The following is a 16,992-nucleotide window of genomic DNA, read 5'->3' on the forward strand; positions in this document are numbered from 1 at the left end:
TGTTGACAGTCTTCCGCAGAAGAAATACGGTTCAATAACTCTGATTTATTCTGCAGAGCATATCAATATCATCATATGTTTTCGAGAGATTCTTATGGACCTGGGACAGACCCTTCCACCACTCGTCATCATGGGAGTGTCGGGGACGGGCAAGACCGTCGTCGGCCAGCAGGTCGCCGAGGCTCTCGGGGTGACGTTCATCGACGGCGATGACCTGCACACCCCGGCGAACAAGGCGAAGATGGCCGCCGGCATTCCGCTCACCGACACCGACCGGATGCCGTGGCTCGCCGCGATCGCCACCGAGCTCAGCCGCCTCCCCGCCCCGCTCATCGCCTGCTCGGCGCTCAAGCGCCGCTACCGTGACCGCCTGCGCATCGATGCCCCGGCGACATTCTTCATCCACCTCGACGGTCCCCGCGCCGTCATCGCCGACCACCTGGCCCGGCGCGCCCACGAGTTCATGTCGCCGACGCTGCTCGACTCGCAGCTGTCCACCCTCGAGGCCCTCGAGCCCGACGAGGCGCACATGGTCGTCTCGATCGAGCAGAGCCTGCCCGAGGTGCGGCAGACGATCCTCGATCTCCTGCCCGCCGAACTCTCCCGCATCGCCCTCCACCGCCGCACCCGCCTCGAGGAAGAGGATCAATGACCGACATCGAACTCGCGTGGACGCTGCCGGCGCCCGCGCTGCTCGGCCTTGCCGCCGCGGCGATCGCCCTCCTGCTGCTGCTCATCATCAAGCTCCGGCTCCACGCGTTCGTCGCCCTCGTCGTCGTCAGCGTGCTGACGGCACTCGCGGCCGGCATCACCCCCGGTGACCTCGTCACCGTGCTCTACGACGGGTTCGGCTCGACCCTGGCCAGCGTCGCCCTCCTCGTCGGCCTCGGCGCGATGCTCGGGCGCCTCCTCGAGCTCTCCGGCGGCGCAGAGGTGCTCACCGACCGTCTCATCAAGGCCTTCGGTGAGAAGCGCGCCCCGCTCGCGCTCGGGGTGACGTCCCTGCTCTTCGGGTTCCCGATCTTCTTCGACGCCGGCCTCGTCGTCATGCTCCCGATCATCTTCACCGTCGCGCGCCGCCTCGGCGGGTCGCTGCTCCTCTACGCGATGCCCGCGGCGATGGCGTTCTCCGCGATGCACATCTTCGTGCCCCCGCACCCGGGTCCCGTCGCCGCCTCCGGCCTCCTCGGCGCCAATGTCGGTCTCGTCCTCATCTGCGGCATCCTCATCGCGATCCCCGCGTGGTACCTGTGCGGGTACCTCTTCGGTCTCTTCATCGGCCGGCGCTTCGACGTTCCCGTGCCGACGATCCTCTCCGCCGGCGGCGACGACGAGTATGCGAGCTTCAAGTCGACACCGAGCCTGACCACCGTCATCACCCTCCTCGTCCTCCCCCTCATCCTTATCTTCTTCAACACCGGACTCGGCTTCGCCGCCGAGGCAGGCTGGGTCGACGGCGAATCCACCCTGGTGACGAGCCTGCGGATGCTCGGCGAGACGCCGATCGCGCTGCTCATCACCGTGCTCGCGGCGATGTGGCTGCTCGGGTGGCGGAAGAACAAGAGCCGCTCGCTCGTCGACTCGATCGTCGACTCCGCACTCGGACCGGTGTGCTCGATCGTCCTCATCACCGGGGCCGGCGGCATGTTCGGCGGGGTGCTGCGGGCCAGCGGCATCGGCGACTCGATCGCCGACTCCCTCGCCGCGCTCGGCTTGCCGGTCATCGTCGCCGGCTTCCTCATCGCCGCCATCGTCCGCGTCGCCCAGGGATCGGCGACCGTGGCGCTGACGACGGCCGCCGCGCTCGTCCAGCCGATCGTCGTCGGCAATCCGGACTTCTCGAGCCTCCAGGTCGTCGCGATCGTCCTCGCCCTCGCCGCGGGCTCCGTCTTCGCCAGCCACGTCAACGACTCGGGCTTCTGGCTCGTCTCACGGTTCTTCGGCATGGACACGAAGACGACGCTGAAGACGTGGACGGTCGGGCAGGCGCTCCTCGGCGTCGTCGGCTTCGCCTTCAGCCTCATCCTCTACGCCGTCGTCAGCGCGTTCTGAGGCGCGCGGGACTTCCCGCGTTCTGAGAGGCGCGCGGGCCTCAGCGCCTTGTGAGACGCGGGCCTCTCACGTCCGCCGGGGCTCGCCGTCCCAGACCGAGGACATCTCGTCGTAGGCCTTCGCGACGATCTTCGCCATCGCCTGCCGGGCCCGATCCGGCTCCTCACCGCCGATCGCATCGGCGACGTCGAAGTGCCACTGGAGCGCATCGGGATGGGGGAACTGCGGCTGCAGCCCCTCCGCGGTGCGACCGGCGAGGATCTCGGCGACGACGGTGTCGAACGACGCGAAGAGCTCGTTGCCGCCGGCGCGCAGGACAGCGCGGTGGAACGCGGCATCGGCATCGAGGAAGGCGCTCACGTCACCGGTCCGCCCGGCCGCCCTCATCCGCGCGGCCAGGCGCATGATCTCCTCAGCCGCCTCGGCGTCGGCATAGGTCGCCGCGAGACCCGCGGCCTCGGGCTCGATCGCCACCCGCAGCTCGGTCAGGGACCGCAGCTGACGAGCGGGACGGACCGCCATCCGCCAGCGGACGACGAGCGGATCGAGGATCGTCCACTCCGACATCGCGAGGATGACGAGACCGAGCCGGCGCACCGGTCGAACCATCCCGAGGGACTCGAGGACGCGCACGGCCTCCCGGATGACCGAGAGCGAGACGTCGTAGCGGGCGCGCAGCTCCTCGGCCTTGACGACGACGCCCGGGGGCAGCGCCTCGGAGACGATGTCGCGTCCGATCGCCTCGACGACCTGACCGTGGAGGTTCTCCCGCGGCGGCGGGTTCGCATCGGCGGCCATCAGCCGCTCGGCACCACGTGGGCGCCCGCCGCGGGACCCGTCGTCCGCAGCGCTTCCTTGACTCCCCGCGTGGCCTGGAGGAGAACGGCGAGGTCGAGGGCGTGGTGGGCGTCGCGGGCGAGGAACCCGATCGTCGGTCCCGAGCCGCTGAGCAGGGGCAGGACCGCGCCGGCCTCGCGTCCGGCCTCGAGCACCTCGGCGAGTTCCGGCCGGAAGGACACGGCCGCCTCGGTGAGGTCGTTGCCGGCGGCGGCCGCGAGCGCGTCGACGTCACCGGCGGCGAGCGCCTTGAGCACCTCCGGCGGGACCTCGGCCGGAGCCGGGTCGGGGGTGAGTTCGTCAAAGCGGCCGTAGACCGCAGGCGTCGAGAGCTGCCCCGCCGAGGTGGCCATCACCCAGTGGAAGGTCCCGCGGGTGAGGACGGGGCTGAGCTTCTCCCCGCGGCCGTGGCCGATCGCCGTGCCCCCGCGCAGGAGGAACGGGACGTCGGCGCCGATGTCGACGGCGAGGTCGGCGAGCACTTCGGTCTCGACTCCCCCGATGAGGTGCGCGGCACCGGTCAGTGCCGCTGCGGCATCGGCGGAGCCCCCGCCCATCCCCCCGGAGACGGGCACCTGCTTGTCGATGACGATGTCGAGCCCGCGCAGCGCATCGACGTTCCGTTCGGCCTCGAAGGTGCTGATGAGGAGGTCGACGGCACGGCGGGCGAGGTTCGCCTCCCCGCGCGGCACGGTGTCATCGGCGTAGCGCCCCTGGACGATGATCGCCCCCGTCCCGCCGGGGATGAGGGTGAGCGTCTCGGTGAGGTCGAGGGCCTGGAAGACCGTCGCGAGCTCGTGGTAGCCGTCCTCGCCGACTCCGCCGACGCCGAGGTGGACGTTGATCTTCCCCGGTGCGCGCACTCTCACCGGGGTCGGGGCGCCGGGGCGCGGGGACAGCTGCTCGGTCATGCGGAGCGACCGCCCTCCGGGTCGGCGTCCGGGCTCGGTTCCGCTGCCGGACGACTGTCATCGGCGGCGAGTCGGGCCTCGGCGGCGGCGAGGCGTGCGAAGTCGGCGACGCCGAGCGCCTCCCCCCGGGTGCGCGGGTCGATGTCGGCGGCGCGGAGGACCTCCTCGGCGCGTGCCGGGCTGCCGGCCCACGTCGCGAGGGCCGCGCGCAGGGTCTTGCGGCGCTGCGCGAACGCGGCGTCGACGAGGGAGAAGAGGCGTGTGCGCTCGGCGGGGTCCCTCTCGCTGCGGGTGACGTCGATGCGGACAAGTCCCGAGTCGATGTTCGGGGCCGGCCAGAAGACGTTCTTGCCGATCCGCCCGGCCAGTCCGACCTCGCCGTACCACTGGGCCTTGACGCTCGGCACGCCGTACGTCCGCGAGCCGGGCCCCGCGGCGAGGCGCTCGGCGACCTCGAGCTGGACCATGACGAGGACGGTCCTCAGGCTCGGGAAGATCTCGAGGAAACGGAGGAGGACGGGCACGGCGACGTTGTAGGGCAGGTTCGCCACGAGCGCGTCCGGGGCCTGCGGCAGCTCGGTGACCTTGAGTGCGTCGGCGCCGACGAGATCGAACCGGTCGACGGCCTCCGGCGCGAACTCCGCGATCGTTGCGGGCAGGCGGGCGGCGAGCACCTCGTCGATCTCGACGGCGGTGACGGCATGACCGGCCTCGAGCAGGCCGAGGGTGAGCGACCCGAGTCCGGGACCGATCTCGACGACGTTCTGCGCCCCGGCGAGGTCGGCTGTCGCGACGATCGAGCGCACGGTGTTGGGGTCGATGACGAAGTTCTGCCCCTTCTGCTTCGTCGGGCGCAGACCGATGTCAGCGGCGATGTCGCGGATGTCGCGTGCGGTCAGTAACGTCACACCCAACAACCTACCTCACGGTCTCGGCAGACCTCACCGTGACGGCGCCCGTGATCCCCCGTGACCTGCGGGTGACCCGGAAACGTTAGGCTGGCCCCCATGGATCGCACGACTCTGGCCGAACTCCTCGACGTCTCCGTCCTCGACCGTCTCGACCGGATCGATGATCTGCCCACAGGCGACCTCGCCCGTTCAGCGGCGCTGCGCAAGGAGGGGTTCTCCGCCGAGGTGACCGCGGCCCTGCTCACGCAGGCGCAGCTGCGCACGGAGGCCGTCGGCAAGCTCGGCCCCTACGCCGCGGAGATGCTCTTCACCCGTGACGGCCTCGCCCAGGCCACCCGCCTGCCCGTCGCCGCCCACCACGCGCAGCGGTTGCTCGCCGCCGGACGAGCCGACGGCTCCGACGCCCCCGTCCGCATCGCCGACCTCGGCTGCGGGATCGGCGTCGATGCGTTCGCGTTCGCCGGCCTCGGCGCCGAGGTCCGCGCCGTCGACGCCGACGAGGTCACCGCCGCGATCGCCGCCTTCAACCTCCGGCACCTGCCCGGTGCCGAGGTCGCTCACGGGCTGGCCGAGGACGCCGAGATCGACGGCGCCGACGCCCTATGGTTCGATCCGGCTCGCCGCCGCGTCGGTCGCGCGAACGCCCGCGGGGCGACCGCGCGCATCGCCGACCCCGACGAGTTCTCCCCGTCGCTGACCTGGGTCGTCGACCGCGCGGCGAAGGCCCATGCGGCCGGGGTCAAGCTGGGCCCCGCCCTCGACCATGACCTCATTCCCGCGTCAGCCGAGGCCCAGTGGGTCTCCCACGACGGCGACGTCGTCGAGGTGTGCCTCTACTTCGGAGCGGCCCGGCAGCGCCCCGGACGCAGCGCACTCGTCATGGGCGAGCGCACCCTCCTCGTCCACGAGGACGATGTGCCGGCGACCGACGAGGACGGCATCGGCCGCCTCGGCGCGTATCTCCTCGAACCCGACGGCGCGATCGTCCGCGCGGGGCTCGTCACGGCGCTCACCGGTCCCCTGCAGGCGCGCCGGCTCAACCCGTCGATCGCCTACCTCACAACCGATGTCGCCCCGACCGGGCCGGCCGCGGCCGGGGTCACCGCGTACGAGATCGTCGATGTCCTCCCGGCGAAGATCCCGAGCCTGCGCAAGGAGCTCATCGCCCGCGGCATCGGCTCCGTCGTCATCAAGAAGCGCGGCGCCGACATCGTCCCCGACCAGGTGCGACGCCAGCTCAAGCTGCCGAAGGGCGAGCGCGCCACCCTCGTCTTCACCCGCCTCGGCGACAAGCACGTCGTCCTCCTCACCCAGCCGTTCACGGCACCCGGGACTGCCACGGAGTCCTGAGGGGACGTAGAGTCAGCAGCGGAGGCGATCGCAGGAGATCGACCCGAGCCAAGGAGATCCGATGACCCGAACCGATGTCCTCATCACCGCGCAAGAGCTCCTCACCCAGGCGATGGGCCGGACCCCGCCGAGGCTGCTCGACGTCCGCTGGACCCAGCTCAAACCCGATGGCCGGGACGACTTCGCACGCGGTCACCTGCCGCACGCGCTCTACGTCGACCTCGACACCGACCTCGCCGATCACGGTCAGACCGATCCGCGCGCCGGGCGCCATCCCCTGCCGAGTCCCGAACAGTTCCAGACCACGGTCCGGACCTGGGGCATCACCCCGGAGACCGAGGTCGTCGTCTATGACGACAACTCCGGACTCGGCGCGGCGAGAGCCTGGTGGCTGCTGCGCTGGGCGGGACTGCACGCCCGTGTCCTCGACGGTGGGATCGACGCTTGGGTCTCCGCCGGCGGCGACCTCGAATTCGGTGAGGCCGCTGCCGTCGACCCCTCCACCGTCGTCATCACTCCCGGGTCGATGCCCGTCATCGACGCCGACACCGCCGAGTCCTGGGACGGGGTGCTCCTCGACGCCCGCGCCCCCGAGCGCTTCCGCGGGGAGACCGAACCCCTCGACGCGGTCGCCGGCCACATTCCCGGAGCGCGGAACGCCCCGGCGACGGAGAACACCGCCGACGGCTACATCCTCTCCGAGGTCGACCTCCGCGAGCGCTTCGGCGACCTCGGCGCCCTCGAGGAGTCGGTCGCCGTCTACTGCGGGTCCGGGGTCACCGCGTGCCACAACGCGATGGTGCTCGCGACCCTCGGGGTCGGCTCGAGCCTCTATTCGGCGAGCTGGTCCGGCTGGTCGTCCGACCCGGGTCGCGGGATCGCCACAGGCAGCTGAGCATCCGTGCCGCGGTCCGCTATGCTCCGCCCCTGAACCGGCTGGTGGGCTGCGGGCAGACCGACGTCGACGCGGAGTCCCCCGCCGGCCAGCGGGGTGAGGGTGAGACTGCCGTGATGAGTGGCGATGATGCGCGCGACGATCGCGAGGCCGAGGCCGACCCCTGCGTGGCTGCTGTCGCGGGTGCGCCTGCCGCCGCGCTGGAACGGTTCGGTGAGGGTCGCAACCGCTTCGGGGCTGATGACCGCTCCGGTGTTCTCGACGCTCACCCACGCCCACGGGCCGATGCCGCCCGGTGCCGGCTGCCGGCCGGTGCGCACGCGCAGCGAGCCGCCGGCCGGGAGGTTGTGGACGATGGCGTTGTGGACGAGGTTCGTCACCACCTGGGACAGCAGCACCGGCGACCCCAGCGCTGTGGCCGGCTGAGTGTCGAATTCGACGTCGATCCCCCGCGATTCGGCGAACGGCAGCAGGGTCTCCACGGCATCCTCGGCGAGGAGGGAGAGGTCGACCGGCTCGACGTCGCGGATCTCATTGCCGGCGCGGCTGAGCAGGAGGAGCGCCTCGGTGAGCGCGATCGCACGGTCGTTGACCGCGCGCAGCTGAGCGAGATCCGCGCTGTGCTCGCGGTCGGGCTCGCGCTGTGCGACATCGAGGACCGCCTGCGTGATGGCCAGCGGGGTCCGCAGCTCATGGGAGGCGTTCGCGGCGAAGCGCTGCTGCTCGGCGACATGGGCCTCGACCCGGGTGAGCATCGCATCGAAGACGTCGGCGAGCTCCCGGATCTCGTCCTGGCGCCCGCTCATCCGGATGCGGTGGGAGAACTCGCCGGCGGACACCGCCCGGGCCGCCCGGGTGATCCTCTCCAGCGGGGTGAGCATGCGGCCGGCGAGGAACCATCCCCCGGCCAGCCCGACGACGAGGAGGAACCCCAAGGTCGCCGCCGCGGCGGGGAAGAACGCCCGCTGCAGATCGGAGCGATTGGGGACGAAGCCGTCGGGGGCGCTGATCGGCACGTTGGGGACATAGCGCAGGAGGAAGATCCAGACGACGGCGAGCAGGAGGATGCCGGCGACGATGAGGAACCCGGCGTAGCTGAGCGTCAGCTGCCACCGGACGCTCAGTCCGCGGGGCCGCGGCTCAGCCACGGTCGGCCGCCTCGGCGCTCGGGTCCGCGATGCGATAGCCGACACCGGGCACCGTCGCGATGAGCCAGGGCTCGCCGAGGCGCTTGCGCAGAGCCGAGACCGTGATCCGCACGGCATTGGTGAAGGGGTCGGCGTTCTCGTCCCAGGCCTTCTCGAGCAGCTCCTCGGCGCTGACGACTCCCCCGTCGGCGCGCATGAGCACCTCGAGCACCGCGAACTGCTTGCGGGTGAGTGCGACATACCGGCCGTCTCGGTAGATCTCCCGGCGGAACGGGTCGAGGCGAAGACCCGCGACCTCGAGCACCGGTGCGCGGTGCTGGGACCGGCGCCGGTCGAGGGAGCGCAGACGCAGCACGAGCTCGGCGAGCTCGAAGGGCTTCGTCAGGTAGTCGTCGGCGCCGAGGGCGAACCCCGTCGTCTTGTCGTCGAGGCGGTCGGCGGCGGTGAGCATGAGGATCGGCATGCCGGTGCCGGCGGCGACGATCTGGCGGGCCACCTCGTCGCCGGAGGGTCCGGGGATGTCACGGTCGAGCACGGCGATGTCGTAGTCGTTGACCGCGAGCATCTCGAGCGCCTGGTCACCGTCGCCGGCGATGTCGGCGGCGATGGCCTCCAGGCGGAGTCCGCTGCGGACGGCCTCGGCCATCTCGGGTTCGTCCTCGACGATCAGTACGCGCATAGGGATCAGCGTATCGGCCCGGATGTATCGCGGACATATCGATTTCCGCATACGCTCCGGCAACAGGCGACGGCGTTGACTGAAGGCATGACCACGAGAACCGCAGCATCCGTCCCGACAACCACCGACCGCCTCGGCGTCCTCGCCGTGGCCGTCGGACTCGCCGTCCTGCTCATCGCCGCCCTCGCCGGCTGCGCAGTGCAGGCGGAGTCCCCGACCGGCGAGTCGGGAGTCGGGGCGTCGATCGACGCGAACGTTCGCGACACCGACAACGGCGCCCTGCCCGACGACGCCCGCATCACCGACACCGAACTGCCGGGCATCTCCGGGCTCGACGCCGATCTGCGCACAGCGGTGACCGCGGCCGCCGAGTCCGCGCGCCTCGACGGCGTGACGTTCACCGTCAACAGCGGGTGGCGATCGGCGGCCTACCAGGCCGGTCTGCTCGACGACGCCGTCTCCACCTACGGGTCGAAGGCCGAAGCCGCACGGTGGGTCGCCACCCCCGAGACCTCACCGCACGTGTCCGGAGACGCCGTCGACATCGGCCCGATGGACGCCTCGAGCTGGCTCTCCCAGCACGGCGCCGACTTCGGGCTGTGCCAGATCTACGGCAACGAGGCGTGGCACTACGAGCTCCGGCCGGAAGCGCAGACCGACGGCTGCCCGCAGCAGTACGCCGACCCCACCGAGGACCCCCGGATGCGGTGATTCCGCGGTGCGGTGAGGGGCAGGGTGTGCGGCTCGTCTCATTCATCGATGCGCAGGGCCATCCGTCCCGCAGCTGAGGCTAGGCTAATCTTGCACGCCGATTCCCTGAGGACGAAAGAGGACTGCTCCGTGCCCGAGACCCTGCCATCCGGCTCCCTGTCCACCGGCTCCCGCCTCGACAGCGCCCGCCGTTGCCCGACGCGATCGGGCCGGCTCTCAGCCGTGCGCGGCAGCCTCGCGCTGTCGGCCGCCGTGCTCACGGTCAGTGTCCTCAGCGGGTGCGGCACCGACGCGGAGACAGCGGGGGCCGCCTCGGCGAACACCTACTCCGTGGAGACCGAGCTCGGCACCTTCGAGGCCCCGACCGACTATGAACGGGTCGTCGTCACGTCGACGGCGCTCCTCGACTCGAGCGTCGCAGCCGGAGTCACGCCCGTCGGCTCGCCGATGTCGTTCGCGGGTCTGCCCGACTACGTCGGCCTCGACGACGACTCGGTCACGCGCATCGGGGACTCCGACGAGGAGATCGACCTCGAGTCCGTGGCCGCGCTCGAACCCGACCTCATCCTCATGAACGCCTCGGGCGGTGCCGGCCTCGATGACACGATGTTCGACGAGTACTCCGACATCGCACCGACGGTGCCCGTCGTCGTCGGCGAGCAGGACCCCAAGGGCCTTGCCGCCCAGGTCGGGGCCGCTCTCGACCGCACCGCGGAGATGGATGAGGCCGCCCGGGCCTACGAGTCCCGCGCTGCCGACCTCAAGGCGCAGCTCGCCGACGATCCCGAAGCGGCCAAGCCGGTCTCGCAGGTGCGCCTGCGGCCCGACGAGGTGCGCGTGATGATGGAGGAGACGAACGCCGGGGTTGCGATGACCGACGCCGGGCTGACGTTCGCTCCGCCGGCCGAGGGCGCGAGCGTCGGCGAGGGCGGCTATGTCGAGACGAGCCTCGAGCTGCTGCCGGGCAGCCTCGGCGACCACATCTTCGTCTACAGCACCGAGGAGGGCGTCGTCGATGAGGTCGCGGCCTCACCGATCTGGCAGGCCATCCCCGCCGTCGAGGCCGGCAACGTCCACACCGTCGACTTCGAGGCGTGGATGCGCGGGCAGGGCTACCTCGCGCTGAACACCGTCCTCGACGACATCGCCGCCGCATACGGCAAGCAGCTCGACTGACTCACCCGCTGCACGACGGCGCCGCGTCGCTGCCGTCGTACTCGACCGGCAGCGATCCCGTGGCGGTGAGGTCGCCCTTGAGCCACTTCGCGACCGCCTCGAGCGCGTAGGGATTGGAATCGTAGGCGGTCACCGCGGTCTTCGCCGTGGTGCTGCGCATGGTCCACGGGGCAGCGGTGCCGACGGCCACCTCGGCGGAGGTCTTCGGACTCAGACTCACCGTCGTCCCACCGGAGCCGACGGTCAACCCCGCGGACTCGGCCGCCTTGCCCAGAGCGGCCTTCTCCTTCTCGCTGCCGCCGACGATCGAGATCGACTCGGTGCCCGCGAACTCGCAGTCGCCCTTGAGCACGGTCAACGACTTCTCGGCGACCTCGGTGAGCACGGCCTCGGGATCCTCGGCGCCATTGCCAGCGTCTGACCCGGCGATGCCCTTCTGCGTCTCCGCGGTGGCCAGCTGCATCGCAACGACCCGGCGGGACTTCTCGACGAGGTCGTCCTTCGCCAGCGTCCCATCCCCCAGCGCCGCGACGATCGCCTTCTGTGCGGCTGCGGCGTCCGGGGGCATGAGCGCGAGGTCGGCGCCGGCCTTGAGCGCGGTCACGGTCTCCCCGCCGTTCTCGTTCTGGGGCACGGCCTCCATGTTGAGCGCATCGGTGATCGCGACCCCGTCGAAGCCGAGCTTGTCCCGCATCGCCGCGTAGGCGTCCGGGTTGAGGCTCGCCGGGGTCGTCTTCGCGTCCGGCAGACCGATGTGGCCCATCATCACGAGCGGCACCCCAGCCTCGACCGCGGACTTGAAGGGCAGCAGGTCCGTGCTCTCGAGCTCGTCGATCGACTTCTCCGACACCGGCAGGCTCTCGTGCGAGTCGACGGTGAGGCGTCCGTGGCCGGGGAAGTGCTTCGCGGAGCTCGCGACCCCGCCCGCTTCGTAGCCGTCGACGGCCTGGGCGACCACCTCGGCGACGGCCTTCGGATCGCCGCCGGCCGAGCGCACGTTGATCGCGACGTCCTCGGGTCCGACCGTGACATCGGAGTCGGGGGCGAAGTCGATCGTGAAGCCGAGGTCGGTGAGGTTGCGCGCCTGCACCGTCGTCGCCGTCGTCGTCAGCTGCCCGTCCCCGGTGGCGGCAAGCGCCATGAGCGGCGGGAACGGCAGCGCCGCGGTGCTCAGGCGCGAGACCGGGCCGCCTTCCTGATCGACGCCGATCGACACCGGCTGGCCCGTGGTCCGCGCGCCGGCGATGTCCTTGGTCAGGGCGCTCACCTCGTCGGCCGTGGGGGTCTCCGTGAGGTTGTCGGCCATGACGATGACCCCGCCGAGGCTGTTCTGCCTGACCATGTCGACCGCGCCCTGGGAGCCCGCTCCGGCCCAGGTGCCGATGATGAGGGACCCGGCGAGCTGCTCGTCGGAGAAGGAGTCGACGATCTCGGCGGCCTCGTCGGCGAAGTCCTCAGGCTGGGCCGGGGGCGCGCTCGTCGGCGCGCTCGTGGGGGCGGCCGAGCTCGCCCCCGCCTCGGCGCTCGAGGGATCCGTCGTGGCATCCGTTTCCCCCGCGCTGCCGCCGGAACAGCCGGCGAGGACAAGGGTGAGTGCCGCGGTCAGTGCCGTGAGGGTGAGACGTGTTGGCATGCTCCCATGCTAGTGGGCGCACCTGAACCCGGTCCGCGCGCTCGGCCGGCGGGTGGGAGACCGATCTCATGCCCGTGTGGGCAAGACGGCGTCTCGAGTCGGGGACGCGCGCCACTATGATCGATCCATGGTCGATTTCGCACGTTCACCCCGTTCCACCCTCGGTGTCGAATGGGAACTGGCTCTCCTCGACGGGGAGAGTCTCGATCTCACCCCCGCAGCGGAGAGCCTGCTGGCCGATGTCGCCGACCGCGCACCCGCATTCGAGAAGCGGATCGTCGGCGAGATGCTGACGAACACGATCGAGCTCGTCACCGATGTGCAGACGACGGTGTCCGGTGTCGCCGAGGACCTCGCGACCTCGATGGGCGCGCTGCGGACGCTGACGGAGGATCGCGGCATCGAGCTGATGTCGGCGGGCACCCACCCGTTCGCCCAGTGGCAGACGCAGGAGGTGCGGGCGAAGGACCGGTACCTCGAACTCGTCGACCGCACGCAGTGGTGGGGTCGGAACATGCTGATCTTCGGCGTCCACGTCCACGTCGGCGTCGATTCGCGCGACAAGGTCCTGCCGATCATCAACGCGCTCCTCGCCTACGTCCCCCACCTGCAGGCGCTCAGCGCCTCCTCCCCGTTCTGGGGCGGGACGGACACCGGGTACGCGTCGAATCGGGCGATGATGTTCCAGCAGCTGCCGACGGCCGGTCTGCCGTTCCAGTTCGATTCGTGGGCGGCGTATGAGAAGTACGTCGACGACATGCTCACGACCGGCATCATCGACCATCTCAACGAGATCCGCTGGGACATCCGGCCCGCGCCGAACTGGGGCACCGTCGAGGTGCGGGTGTGCGACGGGCTGCCGACGCTCGAGGAGATCACCGCGATGACCGCGTTCATCCAGTGCCTCATCGACGACTTCTCCGCCCGCCTCGACGCCGGAGAGACCCTGCCGACGATGCCCGACTGGTTCCACGACGAGAACAAGTGGCGGGCGGCGCGGTACGGGATGGACGCGATCATCATCGAGAACGCGCAAGCCGATGAGCGGCTCGTCACCGAGTGCATCGCCGACGAGCTCGTCCGTCTGGCGCCGGTGGCCGAGAGGCTCGGATGCGCGCGCGAGCTCGCCTCGATCAGCGATCTCATGGCGCGCGGGGTGCCCTACCAGCGCCTGCAGGACGTGTTCCACACGACCGGATCGCTCACCGAAGTGACGCGCTCGCTCATCCGGGATCTGCGCACCTCGTACGTGTGAGGCGCGGGGCCTGCTCGCGGGCCGGGGCTGCCTAGAGGTGCGGGCTGCCTAGAGGTGCGGGGCGAGGAGCTCTTCGAGTTCCGGCAGGCTCGCCTCCACCCCCGGGTGGAGATCGAGGTCGCGGAGTTCGTCGAGCGGCACCCAGCGCAGCTCGATGCTCTCAGGATCGTTGATCACCGGCTCGAGGTGCCGCAGGGTCTTCGCGATGACCGTCGTGTACGACCATGTGCCGAGGTTGAGGACATGGCAGTCGACGATCGTGAAGTCGTTGCCCTCGGGATCGGGCACACCCGCCTCCTCGTGGGATTCGCGGATCGCGGCATCGATCGCCGACTCCCCCATGTCGCGGGCCCCGCCGGGGAATCCCCACGTGCCGCCGGCCACCGACCACAGCGCCCGGTGCTGCATGAGCACTCCGCGATCGGGGTCGATGAGCATGAGTCCGGCCGCGCCGTTGAGACCCCAGTGCTTCTCTCCGTCGGAGCCGACGGTCCACCCGTCACCCGAGCGCCGAGGCGGCAGGGAGTCGGGCAGGCGCTCTGACCGGGCGGGCGAGGAGGCCTCACCGGAGTGGTTCGCGGTCGCGTCTTCCGGGGCCTCGTCAGAGCGTCGGGCTCCGTCAGACGAGGACATCATCGACATCCAACGACGAGACCGCGGCCAAGCCGAGATCGCTCGGGGCGGCACCGCGGGAGACGAGTTCCGCACCGAGTGCGGCGACCATCGCCCCGTTGTCGGTGCAGAGGCTGAGCGGAGGCACCCTCAGTGTCACACCCGCCTCGGCGCAGCGGGCGGCCAGCACCTCGCGCAGGTGCGCGTTCGCCGCCACCCCGCCCCCGAGGACGACGTGGTCGATGCCCGTGTCAGAGGCGGCGAGTAGGGTCTTCGTCACGAGGACGTCGACGACGGCGTCTTCGAACCCGGCGGCGATGTCGGCCACCCTCAGGTCGCTGCCGAGTGCCTCAGCCTTCGTCACCTCACGCAGGGCCGCAGTCTTGAGCCCGGAGAAGGAGAAGTTGAACCGACGCTCGGGATCGCGCAGATCGTCCTTCTTCGCAAGCCCGCGCGGGAACCGCACCGCCGTGCGGTCACCGGGCACACCCGTGCCGTCGAGGAGGCCGAGCGCGGCCTTCGAGATGTTCGGGCCCCCGGGGTAGCTCAGCCCGAGCAGCCGAGCAGTCTTGTCGAACGCCTCACCGGCGGCATCGTCGATCGTCGCCCCGAGGAGCTCGATGTCGTCGACGATGTCGCCGATGCGGAGGATCTCCGTGTGCCCGCCCGAGACGAGCAGGGCGATCGTCGGCGTCCGCAGACCGTCGATGTCGTCGGCGACGAGGTCGACGGCGACGTGGGCGGCGAGATGGTTGACGCCGTAGAGCGGCAGCCCAAGCGCCGTGGCCAGTCCCTTCGCGGCGCCCACGCCGACCATGAGCGCCCCGGACAGTCCGGGTCCTGCGGTCACCGCGATCGCGTCGAGATCGCCGAGGGCGACCCCGGCCTCATCGCACGCGGCGACGATCGCGGGACCGATCGCCTGGACGTGGGCGCGGGAGGCGACCTCGGGGACGACTCCGCCGAACCGGATATGGTCGTCCATCGACGACGACACCGTGTTCGTCAGCAGCGTGCGCCCGCGCACGATGCCGACCCCGGTCTCGTCGCACGAGGATTCGATGCCGAGGACGAGGGGGTCGCTCATCGGCTCTCCGTACCGCGGTGCGGCTCGCCGACGCGGGCGTCCTCCGGTTCAGCGGTCCCGAGATCGTCGAGATCCGGATCGCCGAGGTCGTCCTCAGCGGCGTCATCGACCTCGAGTTCGAGGTCGGCGTACGTGCGCAGCAGGTCGTCGTCGTCGGCCTCAGGCGCCTCGACGCCGAGGCTGCGGGCGAACATCCGCAGGTGCGTGTCCCACATCGGACCGAAGTCGGCGGCCTTCTGGCGGGCCGCCTCGGCGTCGGTGGCCGACTGGGTGAACACGAGGACGGTGCCGTCGGTCTCATCCGCGGCAGCCACGGTCGCCGCCTCCGGACCCAGCGACGGGTCAGCAGACGCGGCGGCGGCATCGACCGCGACGGGCAGCAGCTGGATGCCGAGGACGCCGAATTCGACGAACTCGACGAGGACGTGCTCCTCGTCCTCGCAGCTGAGGATCTCCCCGACGAGTTCGGTCTGCCCGAGTTCGGAGACGCCGAGGTCGAAGGACACGGAGTCGCCGTCGACGGTGAAGGGAGCGAACCAGTCACCGGCGCGCTCCCCGTCGGTCAGGCGTGCCCACGCCGCCGCCGGCGTCACCGTCAGCGGCAGCTCGATGACGAGGTCGGTGCCGTTCTCCCAGGTCACAAGGCGCGGATCGGGCGCGATCATGCGTCGGCCCACGCGTCGTCGAGCTGCGCGATCTCGGCATCGGTGAGGGTGAGCTCGGTGCCGGCGAGGAGCTCGGTGAGCTGCTCGGGCACCCGCGCCGAGGCGATCGTCGAGGGAATGAAGTCATGGCTGAGCTGCCAGGCGATCGCCGTCGCGGTCATCGACGCATCGTGGGAGGCGGCGACGTCGTGGAGGACTTCGAGGGCGCGGAGGGCGTTCTGGTCCTCGAGGAGGTCTCCGACCCGTTCGCCGCGGACGCTGCCGGTGGCGTCACCGCCGGTGTGCTTGCCGGTGAGGAAGCCCGAGGCCAGCGAGTGGTAGGGCAGTTCGGCGATGCCGCGGCTGCGGAGGTACTCCTGCTTATCGGCATCGACGGCGCCCCGGGAGACGAGGTTGAACTTGTCCTGAACGACCCGGTAGTGCGCGAGCGAGTACTTCTCGCTGATCTTCATCGCCGACTTCAGCCGGTCGAGGGAGAAGTTCGAGGCACCGAGGTAGCTGACCTTGCCCGAGCGGACGAGCGCGTCGAACGTCTCCGCGACGGCGACCTGGTCGACCTTCTCATCATCGATGTGCGCGTAGTAGAGGTCGACGCGGTCGGTGCCGAGCCGACGCAGTGAGGCATCGAGGGCCTCGCGGATGTTGACCGGGTCGAGCCCCTTCTGCTTCGGGAGCATCCCGACCTTCGTCGCGATGACCATCTCGTCGCGGTTGTCGCGGGCGGCCATCCATTCGCCGATGATCGTCTCCGACTCCCCACCCGAGTTGCCCTCGACCCAGACCGAGTAGGCATCGGCGGTGTCGATGAAATTACCCCCCGCCTCGGCGTAGGCATCGAGGACGGCGAAGCTCTCGTCCCGATCAGCGCCCCACCCGAACGGATTGCCGCCCAGCTGCAGGGGGTGAACCATGAGATTCGTGTCTGCCAGTTGCACTCGTGTCATGTCTCCACCCTACTCGCCGAGGCGGTTCTCCGTCCTCAGGTCGGGTTGAGGATGGAGGGGGTGCGAACCCAGCGGTCACGGAGCCTGCCGCGATAGACTCTGTCCACCCGGCGACATCAGAGGAGC

The 16,992-nt window shown here is 70.6% G+C and carries 17 protein-coding genes; 7 read left to right on the forward strand and 10 right to left on the reverse strand.

The genetic code is table 11. The annotated features are described in order from the left end of the window. Positions 1-94: 94 nt before the first annotated feature. Together ACFQ91_RS00095 and ACFQ91_RS00100 are read left to right on the forward strand one after the other, a co-directional pair. The gene (locus ACFQ91_RS00095) at positions 95-652 is read left to right on the forward strand and encodes a gluconokinase (RefSeq protein WP_198499374.1); all 558 of its coding nucleotides are present in this window, start codon (positions 95-97) and stop codon (positions 650-652) included. After that, positions 649-2,052: a GntP family permease gene (locus tag ACFQ91_RS00100; protein WP_198499375.1), complete on the forward strand. Its 1,404-nt coding sequence runs from the start codon at positions 649-651 to the stop codon at positions 2,050-2,052. Before ACFQ91_RS00095 ends, ACFQ91_RS00100 begins: the two co-directional genes overlap by 4 nt. Positions 2,053-2,118: 66 nt before the next feature. Here the strand turns inward: ACFQ91_RS00100 and ACFQ91_RS00105 are convergent, their stop codons facing one another. The 3 genes from ACFQ91_RS00105 to rsmA are packed head-to-tail and all read right to left on the reverse strand — an operon-like array spanning position 2,119 to position 4,708. Then, the gene (locus tag ACFQ91_RS00105; RefSeq protein WP_198499376.1) at positions 2,119-2,850 is read right to left on the reverse strand and encodes a FadR/GntR family transcriptional regulator; all 732 of its coding nucleotides are present in this window, start codon (positions 2,848-2,850) and stop codon (positions 2,119-2,121) included. Next, positions 2,850-3,800, reverse strand: a complete 951-nt coding sequence (locus ACFQ91_RS00110) for a 4-(cytidine 5'-diphospho)-2-C-methyl-D-erythritol kinase (RefSeq protein WP_198499377.1) — start codon at positions 3,798-3,800, stop codon at positions 2,850-2,852. Before ACFQ91_RS00110 ends, ACFQ91_RS00105 begins: the two co-directional genes overlap by 1 nt. After that, the gene (gene rsmA, locus ACFQ91_RS00115) at positions 3,797-4,708 is read right to left on the reverse strand and encodes a 16S rRNA (adenine(1518)-N(6)/adenine(1519)-N(6))-dimethyltransferase RsmA (RefSeq protein WP_198499378.1); all 912 of its coding nucleotides are present in this window, start codon (positions 4,706-4,708) and stop codon (positions 3,797-3,799) included. The genes ACFQ91_RS00110 and rsmA overlap by 4 nt, the downstream gene beginning before the upstream one ends. A 99-nt stretch (positions 4,709-4,807) precedes the next feature. Between rsmA and ACFQ91_RS00120 the strand changes: the two genes are divergently transcribed. Both ACFQ91_RS00120 and ACFQ91_RS00125 read left to right on the forward strand, forming a co-directional pair. Further along, positions 4,808-6,061: a class I SAM-dependent methyltransferase gene (locus tag ACFQ91_RS00120; protein ID WP_198499379.1), complete on the forward strand. Its 1,254-nt coding sequence runs from the start codon at positions 4,808-4,810 to the stop codon at positions 6,059-6,061. Between the two features lie 61 nt (positions 6,062-6,122). Continuing rightward, positions 6,123-6,956, forward strand: coding sequence for a sulfurtransferase (locus ACFQ91_RS00125; protein ID WP_198499380.1), 834 nt, complete (start codon positions 6,123-6,125; stop codon positions 6,954-6,956). Here ACFQ91_RS00125 and ACFQ91_RS00130 read toward each other — a convergent pair. Together ACFQ91_RS00130 and ACFQ91_RS00135 are read right to left on the reverse strand one after the other, a co-directional pair. After that, on the reverse strand, positions 6,893-8,104 hold the full coding sequence (locus ACFQ91_RS00130; RefSeq protein ID WP_198501043.1) for a HAMP domain-containing sensor histidine kinase: 1,212 nt from the start codon (positions 8,102-8,104) through the stop codon (positions 6,893-6,895). The two genes, ACFQ91_RS00125 and ACFQ91_RS00130, sit on opposite strands and share 64 nt — an antisense overlap. Next, the gene (locus ACFQ91_RS00135; RefSeq protein WP_198499381.1) at positions 8,097-8,783 is read right to left on the reverse strand and encodes a response regulator transcription factor; all 687 of its coding nucleotides are present in this window, start codon (positions 8,781-8,783) and stop codon (positions 8,097-8,099) included. The genes ACFQ91_RS00130 and ACFQ91_RS00135 overlap by 8 nt, the downstream gene beginning before the upstream one ends. An 87-nt stretch (positions 8,784-8,870) precedes the next feature. Between ACFQ91_RS00135 and ACFQ91_RS00140 the strand changes: the two genes are divergently transcribed. Together ACFQ91_RS00140 and ACFQ91_RS00145 are read left to right on the forward strand one after the other, a co-directional pair. Beyond that, positions 8,871-9,494 carry a M15 family metallopeptidase gene (locus ACFQ91_RS00140; protein WP_198499382.1) on the forward strand — a complete coding sequence of 208 codons (624 nt, stop codon included), beginning with the start codon at positions 8,871-8,873 and terminating at the stop codon, positions 9,492-9,494. 129 nt (positions 9,495-9,623) lie between these two features. Beyond that, positions 9,624-10,670 carry an iron-siderophore ABC transporter substrate-binding protein gene (locus tag ACFQ91_RS00145; RefSeq protein WP_198499383.1) on the forward strand — a complete coding sequence of 349 codons (1,047 nt, stop codon included), beginning with the start codon at positions 9,624-9,626 and terminating at the stop codon, positions 10,668-10,670. A gap of 1 nt (position 10,671) precedes the next feature. Here the strand turns inward: ACFQ91_RS00145 and ACFQ91_RS00150 are convergent, their stop codons facing one another. Then, positions 10,672-12,303 (reverse strand): glycoside hydrolase family 3 N-terminal domain-containing protein, encoded by a 1,632-nt coding sequence (locus ACFQ91_RS00150; RefSeq protein WP_198499384.1) that lies wholly within the window; start codon positions 12,301-12,303, stop codon positions 10,672-10,674. Positions 12,304-12,430: 127 nt separating this feature from the next. Between ACFQ91_RS00150 and ACFQ91_RS00155 the strand changes: the two genes are divergently transcribed. After that, positions 12,431-13,558, forward strand: a complete 1,128-nt coding sequence (locus tag ACFQ91_RS00155) for a glutamate--cysteine ligase (protein WP_198499385.1) — start codon at positions 12,431-12,433, stop codon at positions 13,556-13,558. Positions 13,559-13,606: 48 nt separating this feature from the next. Here the strand turns inward: ACFQ91_RS00155 and ACFQ91_RS00160 are convergent, their stop codons facing one another. The 4 genes from ACFQ91_RS00160 to ACFQ91_RS00175 are packed head-to-tail and all read right to left on the reverse strand — an operon-like array spanning position 13,607 to position 16,866. Then, entirely contained in the window at positions 13,607-14,191 is a 585-nt protein-coding gene (locus ACFQ91_RS00160; RefSeq protein WP_198501026.1) for an NUDIX domain-containing protein, read from the reverse strand. Further along, on the reverse strand, positions 14,178-15,257 hold the full coding sequence (gene tsaD / locus ACFQ91_RS00165; protein WP_198499386.1) for a tRNA (adenosine(37)-N6)-threonylcarbamoyltransferase complex transferase subunit TsaD: 1,080 nt from the start codon (positions 15,255-15,257) through the stop codon (positions 14,178-14,180). Before tsaD ends, ACFQ91_RS00160 begins: the two co-directional genes overlap by 14 nt. Continuing rightward, positions 15,254-15,922: a hypothetical protein gene (locus tag ACFQ91_RS00170; protein ID WP_198499387.1), complete on the reverse strand. Its 669-nt coding sequence runs from the start codon at positions 15,920-15,922 to the stop codon at positions 15,254-15,256. Before ACFQ91_RS00170 ends, tsaD begins: the two co-directional genes overlap by 4 nt. Then, a complete protein-coding gene (locus tag ACFQ91_RS00175; protein ID WP_376870801.1) occupies positions 15,919-16,866 on the reverse strand; it encodes an aldo/keto reductase in 948 nt (315 codons plus the stop codon). Before ACFQ91_RS00175 ends, ACFQ91_RS00170 begins: the two co-directional genes overlap by 4 nt. Positions 16,867-16,992 lie beyond the last annotated feature (126 nt).

The sequence above is a fragment of the Brevibacterium sp. NPDC056726 genome (assembly GCF_042790515.1).
GTDB lineage: Bacteria > Actinomycetota > Actinomycetes > Actinomycetales > Brevibacteriaceae > Brevibacterium > Brevibacterium sanguinis.